The organism is Rossellomorea vietnamensis, assembly GCF_008180415.1.
Taxonomy (GTDB): Bacteria; Bacillota; Bacilli; order Bacillales; family Bacillaceae_B; genus Rossellomorea; species Rossellomorea vietnamensis_C.
Genome location: NZ_VTEI01000002.1, coordinates 251,497 through 269,065, shown reverse-complemented (window position 1 = coordinate 269,065; position 17,569 = coordinate 251,497). Strand labels below are relative to the sequence as shown.

Genomic DNA, 17,569 nt, shown 5'->3' with positions numbered 1-17,569 from the left:
CGGTAATAACCGGGTAAGCAAGGAAGTAAAGAGCTGCTCCTTCTATTTAGAGCGAAATTGTTTCAGGAGGATTATCAAAAGTAAAGATAAAAGAAAACAGACTCTCTAAAAGATTGTTGGTTATGGATATTGTTTTAATTCCTTCCCTTTAAGGCAGGGGGGTGGAGCGGAAATCCACCATTTCTCCACAGCAGCAATCTTTGCGAAAGAGCTATAGAAAAAGAGGAGGAGAATTATGAAAGCCATCATTCATGAGGGAAAACTAGGAATGGAAGGACTCTCACTCAGAGACTTTCAAGAGCCGGCAGTGAATAGCGGCATGGTAAAAATCAAATTGAAGACTGCTGGGCTGAACCGAAGAGATCTTATGGTATTAACCAGACATAAAGAAGAACAGCCTCCGCTGATTGTCGGGTCTGATGGAGCGGGCACTATAGTGGATGCGGCAGAAGATGTAACAAATGCAGCTGTAGGGGATGAAGTGATCATCAACCCAGGACTGGGCTGGAGGCAGAACAGCGAAGCACCACCGGCAGGGTTTGAAATCGTCGGACTGCCTGATCATGGTACATTTGCGGAGTATATTACACTTCCTGCAGCCAATGTGGAAAAGAAGCCCGCTCATCTAAAATGGGAAGAAGCGGGCGTATTATCTTTGGCTGCATTGACAGCTTACCGTGCGTTATTCACACGGGCAAAAGTAAAAGCAGGTGACACCGTCCTGATACCTGGTATAGGCAGCGGAGTGGGGACTTTCTTGCTTAAATTCGCTAAAGCAGCAGGAGCGAGAGTGATTGTGACATCTCGCAGCAATGATAAACAGCATAAAGCAATGGAACTGGGAGCCGATCGCAGCATTTCTACAAACTGTGACTGGAATGAGGAACTCAAGGATGAAACCATTGATATCGTTATTGAAAGTATCGGGAAGGCCACCTTTGATAAATCGTTAAAAGTCGTTAGAAAAGGCGGAACGGTTGCCACTTTTGGAGCGACAACAGAGGATAAAATAGAAGTGGATATCCGCCACTTCTTTTATTCTCAGTTAAATTTACTCGGCTCCACCATGGGCAGTGCCGAGGAGTTTGCTGCTATGCTGCAGTTCATTGAAAAACACAACATAACACCAGTGGTGGACAGCGTGTATTCATTAGAGGATTTCGCAGCAGCCTTTACACGGTTGAAGGATTCTCAGAATTTAGGGAAGATTGCTTTTCGTATTGCTGAATAACATGAGGAGAGGGTCTTACAGAGTTTATGGTAAGACCCTTTTTCATTGAGCAGAAAAGTAAAGCTGACAGTTCTTTCAGAATGAAAAGTGCTTCCCATCTGAAGGAACTTCCGATTCAGCGTAGAATTCTTTTCCCTTGCAAACACACAAAAAAAACTTGGATTATAAGTCCCTTTTAAAGAACTTTAAACCAAGCTCAAGGATCTTTATAAATGAACGATCCCTTTTCTATTTTCTAAGAGGTCTATTGTGTAATGGAATTATAGTATTGAACCGACGTCTGTGCACCTTCACTGACCATTTTGTTATCCTCAACATCAGCAGGATCAGGGTTTCCTGCTTTTTCAACTGTAAAGTCTTTCTTGTCACGGTTCACCCATTTTTGCTTTGCGCTTTCCATCATATTCTGGATTTTTACTCGGTTTTCTTTTTTGCGCATCAGAAGCCCTGCTCCTGCTGCAGCTCCTAACATCAAAGTTGAACTTAGTCTCATACCCTTATTCCTCCTTGCAACTATTTTAGTAATTTATTTACCCGGCAGGCTGTTGAAATAAACATAGTAAAAAGGTCCTCTGCCCTTGCAGTCCGTTTAAGGTGGAGTGGAGAAGGAAAAAGAAGAGGAAGAGATTAATTGTTGGAGGTGCAGTCATGGGTTACATTCATATTTTTCTATTATTATTTATTGGATATGTTGTTTTTACTATCGATAAAAAGCAAAAAAACTTTCCTGTGCCGATGGTTCTGCTCCTGATTGGAATCGGATTATCGTTCACACCTTTCTATTCTTCTGTAGTTATTACAAGAGATATGATTTTTAATGTATTTCTGCCGGCGCTGCTGTTTATATCTGCCTATCAATTTAAAACTGCGGGCTTAAGAAAGAATATTGGAGTTATAAGTGTCCTGAGTACTCTCGGTTTGGTGCTGACTGTTTTCATTTTAGGAGTTTCTATTTATTTCGTCGGCTTGGTTTCATTATCTTTTATGGGAGCTTTATTAATTGCTTCTATATTGACACCGACAGATCCCGTGTCAGTCGTGTCAATCCTAAAGAGATCTTCCAATAGTCCCAAAATAGCTGATGTGGTGGAAGGGGAGTCGATGCTCAATGATGGGACAAGTGTTGTTCTATTTACTGTCATTGCTCATCTTTATATCTCTGGTGAGCAATTTCAGCTTACCTCTGCCCTGGGAGACTTTCTGCTGGTTTCTGCAGGAGGGCTGATTATCGGCATGGTCTTTGGCTGGACTGTCAGCAAAGTCCTTCATTTTACTCATTACCGGCAATATCAGGTTATGTTAAGCATTGTCCTGGCTTATGGAAGTTTTTATCTTGCCGAACATCTTGGTGTTTCAGGAGTGCTTGCTTCAGTATCGGCAGGTGCCATGCTTTCATGGAAATTAGATACCACCAATAAAGAAGAGGATCTTCGAAATTACCTGGACTCCTTTTGGGAAGTTATCGAGCCCAGCATTTTGTCCATTCTATTTTTACTGATCGGAATTGAGTTCATGAAACACATTGATTTCCAAAACATCGGCTTCATTTTCATCATTTTTGGTTTATCACTCATAGTCCGATTCATTGTGCTTGCAGGGATTTTAAAGATGTTTCGTTTATGGAGACAGGAATTTTTATGGGATGAAATCTCCCTGATTACCTGGTCGGGAATCAAAGGGACTATGTCAGTGGCACTCCTGCTGGGGCTGGCAGCTGAAAAAGCAGGACAGATGGATACAATTTTGTCGTTGACTTACGGTGCCATTGTTCTATCTCTTCTCATCCAAAGTCCCCTGGTCTATCCGTTATCACGATGGTTTTCTAAACAAAACAGTTGATGCTGTTTCTTATACAAACTGAACATCATAGTTTGTCGGGGCTGACCAGGGCAGTTTCGCTTTTTAAAATAGGGGAATAAACTTCCCTTAATTACTAAATAGAACGGAAAAAAGCTTAAATAGAGGAACGAATTTCCTTTATAGGCCTCCAACTACTAGTAATATAGGAACTTTCCTTTAAATTAGGGAAAAAGCTTCCCTTATTTACTCAAAAAAGAGAGTGAATCTGCAAATAGCGCAAAAATGTTCCGTTATTTTTCTTGGGAACATTTGCCCGTCGACTCTGCCAGGTCGCTTCCGCTTTTTTAAAAAATAGAGGAAGAAAGTTCCCTTAATTACTAAAAAGAACCGAAAAAAGCCTAAATAGAGGAACAAACTTCTCTTATATACCTCCAAAAATTAGCAAACTAGGCACTTTCCTTTAGATAAGGGAAAAAACTTCCCTTATCTACTCTAAAATGAGGGTGAATCTGCAAATTGCAGAAAAATGTTCCGTTATTTCTCTTGGGAACATCTGCCCGTCGGCTCTTACTAGCGCACCAGGAGCAATCTTTGCAAAAATAGCAATATAAAGAGCTAATTGAATAAATCAACTGCAATCCTAGGAGGTTGTTGATGTGTCATTGGAATTCCCCAAAAATAGTGATGATTCTAGTAAAGAATCTGGATTTATTAGCGGATAGTATTCTTTTTTCTCAGTCTTGATTGGAGTCGTGTACCTCGAATGGAAATCAGCATTCTTTCATAAAGGCTGTTTTGGATATATTGTTTCTTTGGAAAAAATCCCAAGTGTCGGATTTTTTCCCCGGGTACTAAGAATTTTTATCTCTTATCGGGGAAGAGTAGCTCTTTTATTTCGATATTACCATATTTTTTCCTTTTTTGAGATGATATTTTTCGGAATTAGTATTAAATAGCAACAAAGTTTACGAAAAGAGCCACCATAAAATCCCAAGTGAAAAAGACAGAATTACTCTTTATTGAGCGATTCTGCCTTTTTAACTTTTATGTGGTCTTTTTCAGCGGTCTCAGTTCCTCAGCAACCCCTTATAGGGATGTACTTGAAGGGAGGGAGGAATCTGGTTGAACATCACTTAGAGCAGTAAAAAAAGGAAACAGCGTATAATACAGCGAAGAGTATACAAAAAGGGGGGCGTGTAGATGAAAGAAGCATTTTCAAGAATTCTGCGATTAAAAGAAAGAGATGAATTCAGGGATAGAGTTCTAAAGGAACGATTACATACTATTCTGCCGGCTATCATGAACGAACATGAAATCGATATGTGGATCACCATTGGACGTGAATATAATGAAGATCCTGTAATTCATACTTTTTTCCCTTCAGCTGTCGACAGTTCAAGAAGGCTTACGATTTTTATATTTTGCAAGGATGATGAAGGAAGGGTTCAGCGCTTCGTATTAAATGCCAATCCTGCATTGGAGCCTTTCTATCAAAATGTCTGGGAAGATAAAACAGAAACTCAATGGCAGTGCGCAGCACGACTCATCCATAGAAGAGCTCCTAAAAAAATCGCTGTGAATGCAGGCTCTCTTCATTCTGTAAGTGACGGTCTGACAGTAAATACTTTCGACGAGTTGCTGAGAGCAGCCCAGGTGGGGAAAGAAAAATTTGTCAGCTCTGAACCGCTATTGGTGGACTGGCTTCAAACAAGAAGTTCCCTTGAACTGGCTGCATATCCGCACATTTGTGAGGTGGCCAGGGAGATTGCGGAAGAAACACTGTCAAATAGGGTAATCCATCCAGGCGTGACTTCTACGGAAGTTGCAGTAGACTGGATCCGGCAAAAAGTATTGGACTTAGGACTTCAAACTTCCTTTTATCCGACAGTTGATATTCAAAGAGAAGGAGCAGGGACAGACAGATTGGAGAATACCATCATTATGCCTGGTGACATTGTCCATTTGGATTTCGGCATTCACTACCTGGGGCTGGCTACAGATACACAGCAGCTGGCATATGTGCTGAAGAAGGGAGAAGAAACAGTCCCGAACAGCTTGACAGCAGCCTTGGAAGAAGCTTTGAAGTTTGAAGACATAGTGTCCGCGTCTATAAGTGAAGGAAGAAGCGGGAACCAGGTTTTCGCAGATAGTATGAGAGTAAGCAGAGAAAATAATATCAATGCTATGCTGTATTCACATCCTCTTGGTGTCCATTGCCATGGAGCAGGTCCATGGATCGGTTTGTACGACAAGCAGGAAGAAATACCCGGCCGGGGAGATCTGCTTATCAGGAACAATACTTGCTATGCTTTAGAGTTTAATATCCGGAAGTTTATCACCGAGTGGAACCAAGAAGTGCCGATTTTCCTGGAGGAACCTATCTCCTTTATTGATGGAAGAGTCGTTTATCTGGCAAAACGGCAAAAAGAGTTTTACCTTATACGTTAGGCTCTTTTCGTAAACTTTGTTGCTATTTGAAATTAGTTACGAAATCGACCATAAAACACTCCAATAATCCTTTGATAGTGAAAAGAGCTGTTCTCCCTGACTCGAGAGCCCCCCTAATATTCGGGGATATCCGAAAGCAACAATTTATGCGAAACCACCCATACGTTAAAAGTGCAGCCGGCCCAACTGCCGGCTGTCCGCATGCTTGCGGGTTTCATCGAATATATTCTTATAACTGGAAATCCAACCTTTCTTTAACTAAATGGTATAATGGTAAGTAATTGAAAAAACGTTCGTAAAAGAGTCGTGAAGAAAGCTGGGAGAGAACAAAGGTGAAAGAATATATACAGTTTAAACAAGATGAAATGCTGAATCTGATAGAAGAGCTGGTCAATATCGACAGCGGCTCTGTAAACAAAGCGGGAGTCGACATGGTTGGAAATCGATTGAAGGCTGAGTATGAAAAAATCGGGTTTATGATTCATGAGGTTCCTCAAAGAGAATATGGAAACCATTTAATCATTCAACACAAGAAAGCAGATGAACCGGAGATCCTTGCCATTGCCCACATGGATACCGTTTTCCCATTTGGTACGGCTGAGGAGAGGCCGTTCAGAAGAAACGGGAACATAGCTTATGGGCCGGGAGTCATTGATATGAAGTCCAGCCTGGTTACTCTCCTATATGCAATGAAAGCATTAATAAAAGAAGGTTCACCACACTACAAAAACGTTCAAATTATTTTGAATAGTGATGAGGAAATTGGGTCGCCTTCATCTAAAGAATTAATCATAAATGCAGCAGAAGGAAAAAAATATGCACTCATTATGGAGCCGGCCAGAAAAGATGGTTCACTCGTTTCATCACGGAGAGGAAAAGGCAATTATACCCTTAATGTCATCGGAAGAGCGGCCCACTCGGGTATTGAACCGGAAAAAGGGAGAAGTGCTATTGAAGAGCTGGCGCATAAAGTCATCCAGATGCATGAATTGAACGATCACGAAAATGGTATCAGTGTCAATGTCGGCCTGATTGAGGGAGGCTCTTCTGTCAACACGGTATCCGATCATGCCAGTGCTCAGATGGAGATCAGAATTGCAGAAACAGATCAAGGTTTGAGGGTCGAAGAAAAAATGGAAAAGATCTGTTCCAGGACAGATGTTCCAGGTACCGAGATCACTCTTGAAGGCGAAATCAACAGACCTCCTATGGAAAAGAATAAGCGGAACAGACAGCTTCTGAGAAAAATCATGCTAGTGGGTGAAGAGATGGGAATCGAAATCACCGATACCTCTACAGGCGGAGGTTCGGATGCTTCCTTCACCTCGGCTGCCGGGATTGCGACCATCGATGGGATGGGACCAGTAGGGGGCAATGCCCATAGTGATAAGGAATATCTTGAAATCTCTTCTCTTGCTGAGAGAACACTTCTTTTGGCAAAAGTGATTGAAAATCTTTCAGAATAAGGTGAGTTTATGAAGGTGCATATTCTGGCGGAGCTAAATAAACTAGAACAGGAGCATGAAGTTGAGATCCTGTTTGCTGTACAAGCAGGGAGCAGGGCATGGGGCTTTTCCTCGCCAGACAGTGATTTTGATATTCGGTTCATTTACAAGCATCCATTAAAATGGTATCTATCTCTGGACAAAAAAAGGGATGTCATTGAATCGAAGGCTGGAAAGGAGCTGGAATTAAGCGGCTGGGACCTCAAGAAAGCCATGGTGCTGTTGAAAAAATCCAACCCGTCCATGCTGGAATGGCTGCAGACAGAAGACAGGCTCATCGCGGACAAGTACTTTTGTACGAAGATCTTTCCATTGCAGAAGGAGATTTTTTCTCCCTCTTCTTGTTATCATCATTATCTTAATATGTCAAAAACAAATTGGCAGAAGTGGCAGAGAGATTCCGTTAAATCGGTCAAATTGACTCTTCATTTACTGAGAGGGATTCTTTGCTGCTTATGGATTAAAGAACAAAAGTCCTTCCCGCCTGTTCCGTTCAACGATCTTATTCACCAGATGGTGCATGATCAAAAGATAAAAGAGGAAATTCAGAGAGTAGTGGAGTTGAAGAAAAGCGGTGAACAGAAAGTAGAAGCAACTGCCGGCTGTCTATTCCCATTTATAGAAGTATATATGAGAGAACTTTCAGAAGAACTACCCCAGTTCAAGGTACGTCAAGGTAGTTCTTCAGAGTCAGTGGACAAGGCATTTAGAGAGTTGGTAATGAGAAAGTAGAAAGTTTGTGACATAACCAGGTTACAGCAGGGCAGGGTGGATTAAGGGTGATAAGTACAGTGATTAAATCAAGATAAAAACACGGATGGTGGAAAAATAATAGTGAAGAGGCGGATTCATGAGCATGGATTCGTTTTTTTCGTGATGATTCCTTTATTCCATTAAAGTACTAAGAGGGACAGTCCCTCTCTTTGTTTTAAAGAAATTAAGTATGTACGAACAGAAACCTTTTCTCAGAGATTTCGTCAAATCTGAAAAGCTCTATTCGTAAACTTTGTTGCTGTTTTATATAAACTTAGTAAGATAACGTTATAAATCACATAAAATATTCTGGTGAACAAAAAGAAATGAGCAGCTCCCCCGGTTTGAGTGAAAAACATATTATCCGAGGAGATCCTGCTCCTGGGATATTTTTGAAAGTAAATATTATTTTTTATAACAGTCTATTTAATAGGCTGTTTTAAAAAATCATTGCTGATTTAGAATGATATTTTATCCTCATCCCCCTTTACATAGGAGGATTGAAGCGGAAGGCGTACGACCTCCTGCGGGACTAGCGGGACAGGTGAGACCCCGCAGGCGCAGCCGAGGAGGCTCACCGCCCGCCCCGCGGAGTCGTCCGCCTGGAGCGGAAATCCATTAGTTTTAAAACAGCCACCTGAAAAGACTTGAAAAGGAGGGATGACTGTTATGTACAGAAGATGTTTTTATGGGATAGGAATAATTTTGTTTGTTCTCCTTAGTCCATTCAAAGCGATGGCCACTTCATGGGCGTTCTCATTTGTTGTATGGAATGACTATGTGTATCTGATGACCGATGAAACTGTAACAGATGTTGAAAAAGAAATAGGCGAGGTGACAGCATATTCAGACATGCAGGAACTTCCCGGCAACTTTTCAAACGAGTTCAGTGTAGGTACAAAGTATTTTTCAATAACTAACGTAAGCACAGAGGAGGCTATCGCGGTTGAGATGCAGAGCGGAACATATCAAAAGGCTCTCAGGGAAAATAAGTACATGGAACGAGAGCCAGTAGATGAAAATAAGACATTATCAGTATTCATCGTGCTAATGCTGATCATCCTTCTTCCCGAAGGATTATATATTTCTATAAAAAGATTAAAAATAGTTCATGATCAACGCTGAATAATAAACTTTAGTTTTTTATAGTAAACACTTTTTGAAACAGGGGAAACAGAAGATAACCCATAAGCACACCGGCTATATTCAGAAGGAAGTCATCAATATCTAAACTGCCGCGGCGTGTTAGAAATTGCCCTCCTTCGATCATACTTATACCCAGAGCTGCCAAAGCTGCAAGCTTTCCTGCTTCGTGTTTCCCGTTGATATAGCGATAATACACTCCAAAAGGGATAAAAAGGGCAATGTTGGCTCCCAGGTTATAAAAGGCGACAAGAAATTCTACCTTTCCTGAGAAGTAAAAGGAGATTGTTTCAAAAGGAGTAAAATTCGCTTGATTATATTCCTGGTTATTGGGCCTTAAGAATAATAAGACTAGTAAACTGCAACTATATAAGCCTGTTAATGTATGAAGCCAATCTTTTCGGAAAGAAATTACAACTCCCTTTACCAGACAGATTAAATAAACAGCCAGGAAGGTGTAGCAGAGCCAGACGATGGCTAATACGATGGGATGCAGATAGTTCGTCAGCTTCAGCCAAATGGGAGATAAAATAAAAAATAAAATCTGTGAAAGAATCAAACTGGTTCTCATGGTACCTCCATGTAAAAAGAAAGCTCCCCATTTCAGGAAGCTTCCAATTTGTAGTTTTTCTGACGGATTTGTTTACTCTTCCTTATCAAACCAGAGAAGCTCTTGGTCTTCTTCATCACCATTATAATTAATAAAGATTTCTTCGTCTGCCTTGATATCACGATAGGCATAAAAATCAAACGTGTGATTATCAAAATTGATTTCATAGGTGCCGTTGGGTTTGTAGGAATGATTAAACAACATGCCGTAACCCAGCAGCAGAGCTGTATGATTTATGCCATATTCAAAGGCATAGTCAGCCAAAAGAGTTTTCTCGATCATTTCATGTTCCTTATTCGGATATGGAAGTACCGGAGCTTCGTGAATTAATTCTCCCTTTTTAATATCACGGGTTGCAAATACCCCTCTATTTAAATCTCCGTCACTAACTTTGGATGTACGTACTTCAATCATGATTTCACCTTCATTTCTGTCTTTTTAATCCTGTTCCTTAAGTTTGTCAGTTGAAAGCACAGAAAGCAACCCTTTTGTAGACAAGAATGGTTACTATAACGAATTAGCCTCTCATTTGCTGAGTGCAAGAAAACCAAAGCCATTATTATAGAGAATGGTGAAGAAGTATCATTTTAATGCCTCATTGCCATGACTGTTTCTAAAGTTAAACTGAGACAGCTGTCTTCACTTTCAATAACTAAGTACAAAACTAAAAATCCTTAAATAGAGAAGGCAGTTAAATTAGCTGCCTTCCTTTTTCATTCTTCATCTCTCACTACCTCAGCTTGAAGTTCAACTTCCACATTTCCCTTGATTGCCCGGGTGATCATGCAGGATGCCTCAGCTTTCTCCGCCAGTTTTCTGGCCAGATTCAACTCTTTATCTGTTGCCTCTTTTTTTAATGTGATAAGTGGCTTATGAATGATTTTCTTATAAGTGATGATCCCTTTGGTGACATCCACAATTCCCTCTGATTTTAGTGTGAGATCACTTTTCACCAGGCGGCTTCTTTCCATCATGGCCGCCAATGTAATAATAAAGCAGGTGGCGGCTGCTCCCAGAAGCATTTCATCTGGGTTCGTTCCTATCCCGGGCCCGTCCATTTCCTTTGGAATCGAGATGGCGGTTTTCATATTCTTTGTTTCGATGTCTCCAATATCATTCCGCAAACCCGGCCAGTTCGCTGTTAAATGAAAGTGATGTTCTGCCATTGAAGTTCCTCCTTGAGTCTCGCAGGTAATTCCATTCTATCAGATTAACTTTAGCAGGAGGAGAAATCAAACCTGAGTCGAAATAATTGAGAGGAAGGGAAAAGGAAGGTGCTGGAAACGATGGAATGTGAAGTTCCTTATGGGAAGATACATTACAAAAAGCTGTTTTTGCATATATTGTGGCTTTCGGAAAAATCCCAAGAACCGGATTTTTCCCGAATACTAATAGTTTACTCTAATCGAGGGGGAGTAGCTCTTTTCTTTCTGTTAGCGTATTATTCCTTCTTAACATGATTATGTTTGCGGAATTAATATTAAGTAGCAACAAAGTTTATGAAAAGAGCCTTACAAAATAATCGGCGAGGGAACAACGGTATTTATACCTTCATTCGATGGGAACAGATTATAGGGCAATGCAGGGGTGGTTGGAGCCGGTTTTTTCAAAGTACGAAAAGTATAAACGAATTTATATAGACCTGCCCGCCCATGGCAAAAGCACCATCAGTTGCGATTTTAAAGGTACTGAGCACTCTGTTGAGAACGTCATAAGTTTCATTGGGCAAACCATCGGAAATGAAGATTTCTCTTTACTGGGTATGTCCTATGGAGCTTATGCAGCCCAGGGAATTATGGACCGAATGACAGAGAGAGTGGAAGGGATTGCCTTGATTGTCCCTGCGGTACATAACAGAACTGGGAGGCTTCCAGAAAGAGCAGTATTGACTCAAGAGGCAGGATTCGGCAAAGATCTTGATGAGGATAAAACCAAGGCATTCAAAACTCTGATGGCCGTTCAAACAAAAAGCTCATTGGATTTGTTCATAGATGAGATCCAGCCTGGAAGAGAATTGGCTGACAGAGAATTTTTGACTTCGGACTGGCGTGAAAACTATTACTTCCTTGACGCTGCTCCTTTTACAGGGCTGGAGTCTATAGATGTACCCGCATTGTTTCTTATGGGGAAACAGGATTGGATCTGCGGATGGGAAGATCAATATGACCTCTTTAAAAAGTTCACCAGAGCCTCGTTCATAGTACTGGAAGGATCCGGACCTATGCTTCACATTGAGAAAAGAGAAATGGCAAGTACATGTGTCGAAGATTGGTTGAAAGCTTTGGGATAGTTTTTAATAGAACAGCAAAAATTTATGAAGGAGGAAGGATAATTGAGAGCGGTATTCCTGGATCGAGATGGAACGATTGGGGGGACGGGCGGCGGAATGCATCCCGATGAATTCACTCTGTATGATTTTTCGCCCCAATCAATAAGAACGCTTAACCAGTCAGGTTTAAAAGTGCTCCTCTTCACCAACCAGACAAGAGTGGGAAGAGGATATTTTTCAGAGAAACAATTACTTAAGGGCTTCAACAGAATGAAAGCAGAATTAAAGAGTCACTCAGCATTTTTAGACGATATATTTTACTGTCCACATAAACCTGATGACAATTGCTTTTGTCAAAAGCCGCGGATAGGGCTTCTGCTGGAAGCTCAGCGGAAATATAATCTCCGGCTCGAGCAGTGCTATGTAGTGGGGGATACAGGAAGCGCAGATATGATTGCAGCAGAAACAGCCGGAGCTAAAAAAGTGCTTGTCAAAACCGGCTGGGGAATAAATTCTCTTACCTCTCACCGGTATACCTGGAAAGGAATTGATCCCCATTACATAGCCGAGGATTTAATTGACGCAGTTAATTGGATAGTGAACGACTGCCAAAAGGATGGGAAGGAGGCTCCAAATGATGAATTATAGTATTAGGGAGATGCACGCAGGAGATATTCCTGCAGTGCAAAAAGTTGCTGAAATCAGCTGGAATGATACGTACAAGGATATTATCCCGCTGGAAATACAACAGCGGTTTCTTTCATCGGCCTATAATGATGAAATGATGCTGAAGCGGTTGGAGGCTTCCCGCCTTTATATAGCTGAAACAGATGGAATCATTGCCGGCTTCGCCAATTTCTCGAAGGTAAAAGAGGAAGGTGAAGTGGAATTAGGCGCGCTTTATCTACTGCCTGAGCATCAAGGCAAAGGAGCGGGCACGCTTTTATTGAACAAGGGAGCAGAAGCCGTAAAAGACATAAAAAAGATCTACATAAACGTGGAAAAAGAAAACCAAAAAGGAATAAACTTTTATCATGCAAAGGGATTCAAAGCAGTTTCAGAATTTCAGGATGATTTGTTTGGACACATGACAGACATGAAGAGGATGGTCCTTATAATACCAAGCGGGCAGCAGTAGTGAGCAGGAATTTGGCGGGGGATACAGATAGGATTTTATAGAGATTGAGCAAATTCAAAAATCAATTAAAGCTGCTGCAGACACTTGAAGAGGACTCAAGTTAGAGTATTTTTTTATTGGGAGGCTTTGCATGATTTATGTAATCCGGCACGGTGAGACAGACTGGAATAGGGAAGGGAGGCTTCAAGGCAGGAATGGCTTACCTTTAAATTCAAGGGGGCTGGACCAAGCCAAAGAGCTGAACTCTGTCTTGGAAAATATTAAATTTGAATATGTTTACTCATCTCCTCAAGAGCGTGCGGTACAGACGGCAGTAATCACTGCAGGGATTTCACCTGTCATAGATGAGAGACTGAATGTGTTTGATTTAGGGGAAGCAGATGGTTTAAGAAAAGAAGAGGCAGTAATGAGAGGGATGCTTCCTGACTGTACGGTATATAAGGGAGTGGAAGCAGAAGATGCTTTCATTGCAAGGGTATTTGATTTCCTATCAGAACTGGAGAAAACGGTTAATGACCATGACTGTAACATATTGATCTCCGGCCACCGCTGTACAACGGGGGGCATAGGTGCTTTTTTTATCGGCATTCCTGAGGATCGAAACATCCTGCAATACTCTTCTGATAATGGTAAATTCAAGACCTATTCTTTTGATAGGGCTGTTTTCGCATAGATTGCTGCTTTCGGATATCCCCGGATACTAATAGTTTTATCTCTTAACGAGAGAAAGCAGCTCTTTTCTTTTCAGTGTTACCAGTTTTTACCCCCTGTTGGTATGATTATTTTTTCGGATTTAGTATCAAATAGCAACAAAGTTTACGAAAAGAGCCTTTAATAGACAGCTGCAGGATGCAAGAGAGCGGAAACAAAGCTCTCTTGACAGATAAGTAATTAGAAGGAAGTCTATTTTTCTATTAAATAGAATCCAATATGCTCAAGTGCTGATTCTAAAGTTGCTGTTTTGATTATGGATGGGGACTGCAGCGACCGGTTGTTCCCTTCATATTTAGCAATTTCCGGGGTAACACCCGTTAAGATAATGTCTATCCCCATCAGTTGCAAGGATGCAGCAAGATCAGCCAGGACATCCGGAAAAACACCATCAAGAATGACCAGCCCTGATAAATCAATGATAAAGCAGTCTGCATCATTACGGGTGCCATACGCTAAAACATCATGCGTAATTTTGGATGCCCTGCTATCATCAATGATTCCCTGAATGGAAATTACTGATATGCCTTTTGTTATAGGGATAATAGGAACGTTAAGAAAACCCAAACTGAATTGTGTTTGATCCAAATGAATAACATGTGATAAAACCTCGGCCATTGATTTCAGATAGTCCTTGTCGTTCGCTGAAAATTCCCTCCGGTCTCTGTCCATCACGCATAGTGTACCAAATACATTGCCTTCATGATCATAAAGAGTTACTCCCATGAAACCTTTCACATTCAATTGAGAGGTGACTTCCAGTTCTTTTGTTAGAAGATCCTCTGTCAAGTCTATTGTATTCAATGCGCTTTCACCACTAGAAATGATAAGTCGGCAATAGGTGCCTCCATATTCAACGCTGTAGCCTTCAGGGATTATCTCTTCTTTCTCATTAAAAGAACTTAAAACCGTCATGGCTGTTTTACCTCTTTTTGTCACATAGGCTGTATTTACATTCAACCGTTCTCCTATACTTCGAAACATTTTTTTGGAGGCGGTTTTGAGTGATGGAAAGTCGGTAGATGACAAATTGTATTTACTAGAAATATAAAACCCTCCCAAATCTTCTGGTCTGACAAAAATTAGTACTTAGTGTAAATATCAGTAATATAAGCCTAACAGGAAAAATGAGTGAATGAAAATACTAAAATTGGAAAATAGGGAGAGAACATGGTGAATTTATACGTTTTAACAAGAGGAAGCTTGGCAGCTGTTGGTTTCCCCCTTACTGCATGGAACTTTTTCATGAACATAACCAGTACAGTTCCGGCACCGGGTAAAATGGTCAAAAAAAGGAATTCTACTATACATGTTGTGGATTCTGGCTCTGGTCCAGCCACTATCATTCTGGAGGCTGGTTTAAGTTCTGCGTCAATTGACTGGTGCTTTGTGCAGCCGGAGATTGCCAAGCTTGCAAGAGTCATTTCTTATGACAGGGGAGGCTATGGATGGAGCCGGACAAAGAGACAGACGAGGACTGTTGGTGACTCACTAGAAGAACTGAAAGAATGGTTAGATCTTCTGGAGGTAAAGCCGCCATATATTCTGGTTGGTCATTCATATGGCGGAATGATTATGAGATTATTCGCAAGTACCTATCCCAATGAAACTAAGGGGGTGATATTAGTGGACGCAGCTCATGAAAATCAATATATCGAGAATGCTTCAAATAAAAGCAGAACAAAGAAGTTTAACCTTCTCGCCAAATTTGGTTATTTGACCTCATGGATGGGTATTCCAAGACTGATGAAGCACAGAGTCGGCCGGAAATATCTTGGTCCAGAACATGAAAAAACATTGAAATACATTGGCCATACTCCTGAAGCCTATCAGACTCTTTACTTTGAATTTAGGGATACGGACAAATCAGCCCAACAAATTTTGAAAGCCGAACCGCTGCCCGCTGACTTGCCCGTTACTGTCATCAGTGCCTATAATCCTTCAAAAGAGTGGAATGAAAATCAAGAACGGATGGTGAAACTTACTCAAAATACCAAGCAGATTAATGTGGCTGCCGGGCACTCTGTCCATGTAGAAAAACCGTCTATAGTAATTGAAGAAATAGTAGAGATGATTAATAGGACCGCCCAAATTAAAAAGGTGGAATAAAGCGGTTGTTAATTAAGAGTAACGAGGCCGATAGAAGGGGAGACGGATTTTCAAGCCGGCCTAAATAGTCGTTAGGTTATACTAGATAAGTAGAGGAATACATATTGCTGGAAAGGGGTTAATGAGATGTATGAATTAAAAACCAAAGACAATGACAGCAGTGTAATTGAGTTTATCGAGAATGTGGACAGTGAGAAAAAGAGGGAAGATTCTTATAAACTTCTGGATATCTTTACAGAAACAACAGGATATCAGGCTAAGATGTGGGGGCCGAGCATCATCGGATTCGGCTCTTACCATTATAAGTACAAGACAGGTCATGAGGGAGATGCGCCGCTTGTAGGATTTTCTCCGCGAAAAGCGAAAATCAGTCTCTATTTTGCAACTGGAGACCCTGATAGGGAAGAACTTCTGAAGAAATTCGGTAAGCACACTTCAGGTAAAGCTTGTGTGTATATCAATAAAGTGGCTGATATCGATGAGGAAGTATTAAAAGATTTGATAAACCAATCTGTGGAGTTTTTGCAGAAAACCTATCCCGACCAGCCTTGAGTACCAGTTTCTAAAACGTTTAATATGATCAGTAAGCGTATACGTCACCTCGCTAAAGCAGTAAAAGGGACTGTCCCTTTTACTGCTTTAATGCAATAAAGGGTACCGGCTGGGCTGAGTTTAATTTACTGTTTGTTAAAAAAGTCAACCCGATACTAGTTAATTTTAAAATTGCACTAATTCTTCAAGAGAATGGATCTCAGCATATGGTTTTATATCTGTGTCATTCTTCTTTTTATGAGGATTGAACCAAATCCCCTATATGCCGGCATTCTGACTGCCGCCAATATCCTTGTAAAGATCATCTCCCACGAATAATGCGTCTTCCGGTTCCACATTAAGCTTTTCCAAGGCGGATTCAAAGATGCGAGTGTCAGGTTTGCTGAATCCAGTTTCTTCAGAAATAACTACGATATCAAAGCAGTTATGTAATCGTGTGTTCCTGATTTTTGCTTTCTGTCGTTGAGTTGAGCCGTTTGTGATTATAGCAACCTTCATGTTCTCCATTATAGTATTTACAATATTAATAATCTGATGGTTTATCGGAAAGCACTGAGGGAAATATTCATTCCAAAAATCTTGGATGCAGTGGTCTGCCAATCTATGCTTTGGTGGAAAATCTGCATAAAAAGAGTTCAGAACTTTAGTTTTGTTGTTATTACCATAACAGCTTTTGTCATACTCTTTGAACTTTTGCAGCATATCATTTTTAACCGAATGCTCAACATCCTCATAGCACTTCTCTAAAATAAGGGTAAATATATTTTCCACTGCTTCATCTCTATTTAGCAATGTATCATCTAAGTCGAATAACATTGCTTTACAATTTTTCATCCGCAACCCTGCCTTTTTATCCTCTTTTTTTATCACTTTTATACTATCATAACTCAAACAGAGTACTATGGAAGATGAATTTGAAACTTAGAGATGAGAGCCTTCGTCCAATAGATAGGCACTCTCTGATTTGTATATTCAGAATCTTCATCCACAAAGAAGTAAGAATGTGGTAAAATCTTCAAAAGACCAGTTGGAGGAATTTAAAAATGGAATACATTTTGAAATTTTACTCATTGTGTTATTTTTTATTATCCTCCTTGCCATCATCGAATCCGGAGTAAGAAAGGGAATCGATAATTCCGAAACCGGACAGATGACCCGCCGGTTTCTTATGGAACAGAAGAATAATTCATCCCCGATTTCAGATGAAGAAATCGAGAAGGAATTAGAGGAGACATCCAGACAGGAGAACGGTTCACGTGAATGAACAAGGAGGTAGAAAAATGGGGTTGCCAAAATGCGG

18 protein-coding genes and 1 pseudogene are annotated in these 17,569 nt (G+C 40.7%); 13 read left to right on the top strand and 6 right to left on the bottom strand.

Annotation, left to right across the window (positions count from 1 at the left end; genetic code table 11):
• Positions 1 to 235: 235 nt before the first annotated feature.
• Positions 236 to 1,231, top strand: coding sequence for a zinc-binding dehydrogenase (locus FZC78_RS03950; protein ID WP_148938356.1), 996 nt, complete (start codon positions 236 to 238; stop codon positions 1,229 to 1,231).
• A 244-nt stretch (positions 1,232 to 1,475) separates the two neighbouring features.
• Here FZC78_RS03950 and FZC78_RS03945 read toward each other — a convergent pair whose 3' ends face one another.
• On the bottom strand, positions 1,476 to 1,724 hold the full coding sequence (locus tag FZC78_RS03945) for a hypothetical protein (RefSeq protein ID WP_148938355.1): 249 nt from the start codon (positions 1,722 to 1,724) through the stop codon (positions 1,476 to 1,478).
• A gap of 155 nt (positions 1,725 to 1,879) precedes the next feature.
• Here FZC78_RS03945 and FZC78_RS03940 point away from each other — a divergent pair, with 155 nt between their 5' ends.
• From FZC78_RS03940 to FZC78_RS03920, 5 genes are all read left to right on the top strand, one after another.
• On the top strand, positions 1,880 to 3,070 hold the full coding sequence (locus tag FZC78_RS03940) for a cation:proton antiporter (protein ID WP_148938354.1): 1,191 nt from the start codon (positions 1,880 to 1,882) through the stop codon (positions 3,068 to 3,070).
• Positions 3,071 to 4,231: 1,161 nt separating this feature from the next.
• A complete protein-coding gene (locus FZC78_RS03935) occupies positions 4,232 to 5,479 on the top strand; it encodes a M24 family metallopeptidase (protein WP_148938353.1) in 1,248 nt (415 codons plus the stop codon).
• Between the two features lie 332 nt (positions 5,480 to 5,811).
• Positions 5,812 to 6,945, top strand: coding sequence for a M20 family metallopeptidase (locus tag FZC78_RS03930; RefSeq protein ID WP_148938352.1), 1,134 nt, complete (start codon positions 5,812 to 5,814; stop codon positions 6,943 to 6,945).
• 9 nt (positions 6,946 to 6,954) lie between these two features.
• Positions 6,955 to 7,716, top strand: coding sequence for a nucleotidyltransferase domain-containing protein (locus FZC78_RS03925; RefSeq protein WP_148938351.1), 762 nt, complete (start codon positions 6,955 to 6,957; stop codon positions 7,714 to 7,716).
• A gap of 690 nt (positions 7,717 to 8,406) precedes the next feature.
• Positions 8,407 to 8,862, top strand: coding sequence for a hypothetical protein (locus FZC78_RS03920; RefSeq protein WP_148938350.1), 456 nt, complete (start codon positions 8,407 to 8,409; stop codon positions 8,860 to 8,862).
• A gap of 10 nt (positions 8,863 to 8,872) precedes the next feature.
• Here the strand turns inward: FZC78_RS03920 and FZC78_RS03915 are convergent, their stop codons facing one another.
• From FZC78_RS03915 to FZC78_RS03905, 3 genes are all read right to left on the bottom strand, one after another.
• Positions 8,873 to 9,451 (bottom strand): VanZ family protein, encoded by a 579-nt coding sequence (locus FZC78_RS03915; RefSeq protein WP_148938349.1) that lies wholly within the window; start codon positions 9,449 to 9,451, stop codon positions 8,873 to 8,875.
• Positions 9,452 to 9,523: 72 nt separating this feature from the next.
• Positions 9,524 to 9,904 carry an SET domain-containing protein gene (locus tag FZC78_RS03910; protein WP_148938348.1) on the bottom strand — a complete coding sequence of 127 codons (381 nt, stop codon included), beginning with the start codon at positions 9,902 to 9,904 and terminating at the stop codon, positions 9,524 to 9,526.
• Positions 9,905 to 10,203: 299 nt separating this feature from the next.
• Complete coding sequence (locus tag FZC78_RS03905; protein WP_148938347.1) at positions 10,204 to 10,656, bottom strand: OsmC family protein; 453 nt, start codon at positions 10,654 to 10,656, stop codon at positions 10,204 to 10,206.
• A gap of 425 nt (positions 10,657 to 11,081) precedes the next feature.
• On the opposite strand from FZC78_RS03905, the gene FZC78_RS03900 reads away from it, so the two are divergent.
• The 4 genes from FZC78_RS03900 (at position 11,082) to FZC78_RS03885 (ending at position 13,570) form a co-directional block, all read left to right on the top strand.
• Entirely contained in the window at positions 11,082 to 11,780 is a 699-nt protein-coding gene (locus tag FZC78_RS03900; protein ID WP_187444790.1) for an alpha/beta fold hydrolase, read from the top strand.
• Between the two features lie 42 nt (positions 11,781 to 11,822).
• Complete coding sequence (locus tag FZC78_RS03895) at positions 11,823 to 12,407, top strand: D-glycero-alpha-D-manno-heptose-1,7-bisphosphate 7-phosphatase (RefSeq protein ID WP_148938345.1); 585 nt, start codon at positions 11,823 to 11,825, stop codon at positions 12,405 to 12,407.
• A complete protein-coding gene (locus tag FZC78_RS03890) occupies positions 12,397 to 12,897 on the top strand; it encodes a GNAT family N-acetyltransferase (RefSeq protein WP_148938796.1) in 501 nt (166 codons plus the stop codon). Before FZC78_RS03895 ends, FZC78_RS03890 begins: the two co-directional genes overlap by 11 nt.
• A gap of 130 nt (positions 12,898 to 13,027) precedes the next feature.
• Positions 13,028 to 13,570: a histidine phosphatase family protein gene (locus tag FZC78_RS03885; protein ID WP_148938344.1), complete on the top strand. Its 543-nt coding sequence runs from the start codon at positions 13,028 to 13,030 to the stop codon at positions 13,568 to 13,570.
• A 230-nt stretch (positions 13,571 to 13,800) separates the two neighbouring features.
• Here FZC78_RS03885 and FZC78_RS03880 read toward each other — a convergent pair whose 3' ends face one another.
• A complete protein-coding gene (locus FZC78_RS03880) occupies positions 13,801 to 14,568 on the bottom strand; it encodes an STAS domain-containing protein (protein ID WP_252183494.1) in 768 nt (255 codons plus the stop codon).
• Between the two features lie 210 nt (positions 14,569 to 14,778).
• On the opposite strand from FZC78_RS03880, the gene FZC78_RS03875 reads away from it, so the two are divergent.
• Positions 14,779 to 15,717: an alpha/beta fold hydrolase gene (locus FZC78_RS03875; RefSeq protein WP_148938343.1), complete on the top strand. Its 939-nt coding sequence runs from the start codon at positions 14,779 to 14,781 to the stop codon at positions 15,715 to 15,717.
• Between the two features lie 126 nt (positions 15,718 to 15,843).
• Complete coding sequence (locus FZC78_RS03870) at positions 15,844 to 16,269, top strand: DUF1801 domain-containing protein (RefSeq protein ID WP_148938342.1); 426 nt, start codon at positions 15,844 to 15,846, stop codon at positions 16,267 to 16,269.
• A gap of 165 nt (positions 16,270 to 16,434) precedes the next feature.
• On the opposite strand, the pseudogene FZC78_RS03865 reads toward FZC78_RS03870, so the two are convergent.
• A pseudogene (locus tag FZC78_RS03865) lies at positions 16,435 to 17,085 on the bottom strand (HAD family hydrolase).
• Between the two features lie 187 nt (positions 17,086 to 17,272).
• On the opposite strand from FZC78_RS03865, the gene FZC78_RS03860 reads away from it, so the two are divergent.
• Positions 17,273 to 17,533, top strand: a complete 261-nt coding sequence (locus FZC78_RS03860) for a hypothetical protein (RefSeq protein ID WP_148938341.1) — start codon at positions 17,273 to 17,275, stop codon at positions 17,531 to 17,533.
• Positions 17,534 to 17,569 lie beyond the last annotated feature (36 nt).

Bases quoted from the DNA above. Each gene is read 5' to 3' on its own strand.
- FZC78_RS03950 (WP_148938356.1), top strand. From the start codon at position 236: ATGAAAGCCATCATTCATGAGGGAAAACTAGGAATGGAAGGACTCTCA.
- FZC78_RS03945 (WP_148938355.1), bottom strand. From the start codon at position 1,724: ATGAGACTAAGTTCAACTTTGATGTTAGGAGCTGCAGCAGGAGCAGGG.
- FZC78_RS03940 (WP_148938354.1), top strand. From the start codon at position 1,880: ATGGGTTACATTCATATTTTTCTATTATTATTTATTGGATATGTTGTT.
- FZC78_RS03935 (WP_148938353.1), top strand. From the start codon at position 4,232: ATGAAAGAAGCATTTTCAAGAATTCTGCGATTAAAAGAAAGAGATGAA.
- FZC78_RS03925 (WP_148938351.1), top strand. From the start codon at position 6,955: ATGAAGGTGCATATTCTGGCGGAGCTAAATAAACTAGAACAGGAGCAT.
- FZC78_RS03920 (WP_148938350.1), top strand. From the start codon at position 8,407: ATGTACAGAAGATGTTTTTATGGGATAGGAATAATTTTGTTTGTTCTC.
- FZC78_RS03915 (WP_148938349.1), bottom strand. From the start codon at position 9,451: ATGAGAACCAGTTTGATTCTTTCACAGATTTTATTTTTTATTTTATCT.
- FZC78_RS03910 (WP_148938348.1), bottom strand. From the start codon at position 9,904: ATGATTGAAGTACGTACATCCAAAGTTAGTGACGGAGATTTAAATAGA.
- FZC78_RS03905 (WP_148938347.1), bottom strand. From the start codon at position 10,656: ATGGCAGAACATCACTTTCATTTAACAGCGAACTGGCCGGGTTTGCGG.
- FZC78_RS03890 (WP_148938796.1), top strand. From the start codon at position 12,397: ATGAATTATAGTATTAGGGAGATGCACGCAGGAGATATTCCTGCAGTG.
- FZC78_RS03885 (WP_148938344.1), top strand. From the start codon at position 13,028: ATGATTTATGTAATCCGGCACGGTGAGACAGACTGGAATAGGGAAGGG.
- FZC78_RS03875 (WP_148938343.1), top strand. From the start codon at position 14,779: ATGGTGAATTTATACGTTTTAACAAGAGGAAGCTTGGCAGCTGTTGGT.
- FZC78_RS03870 (WP_148938342.1), top strand. From the start codon at position 15,844: ATGTATGAATTAAAAACCAAAGACAATGACAGCAGTGTAATTGAGTTT.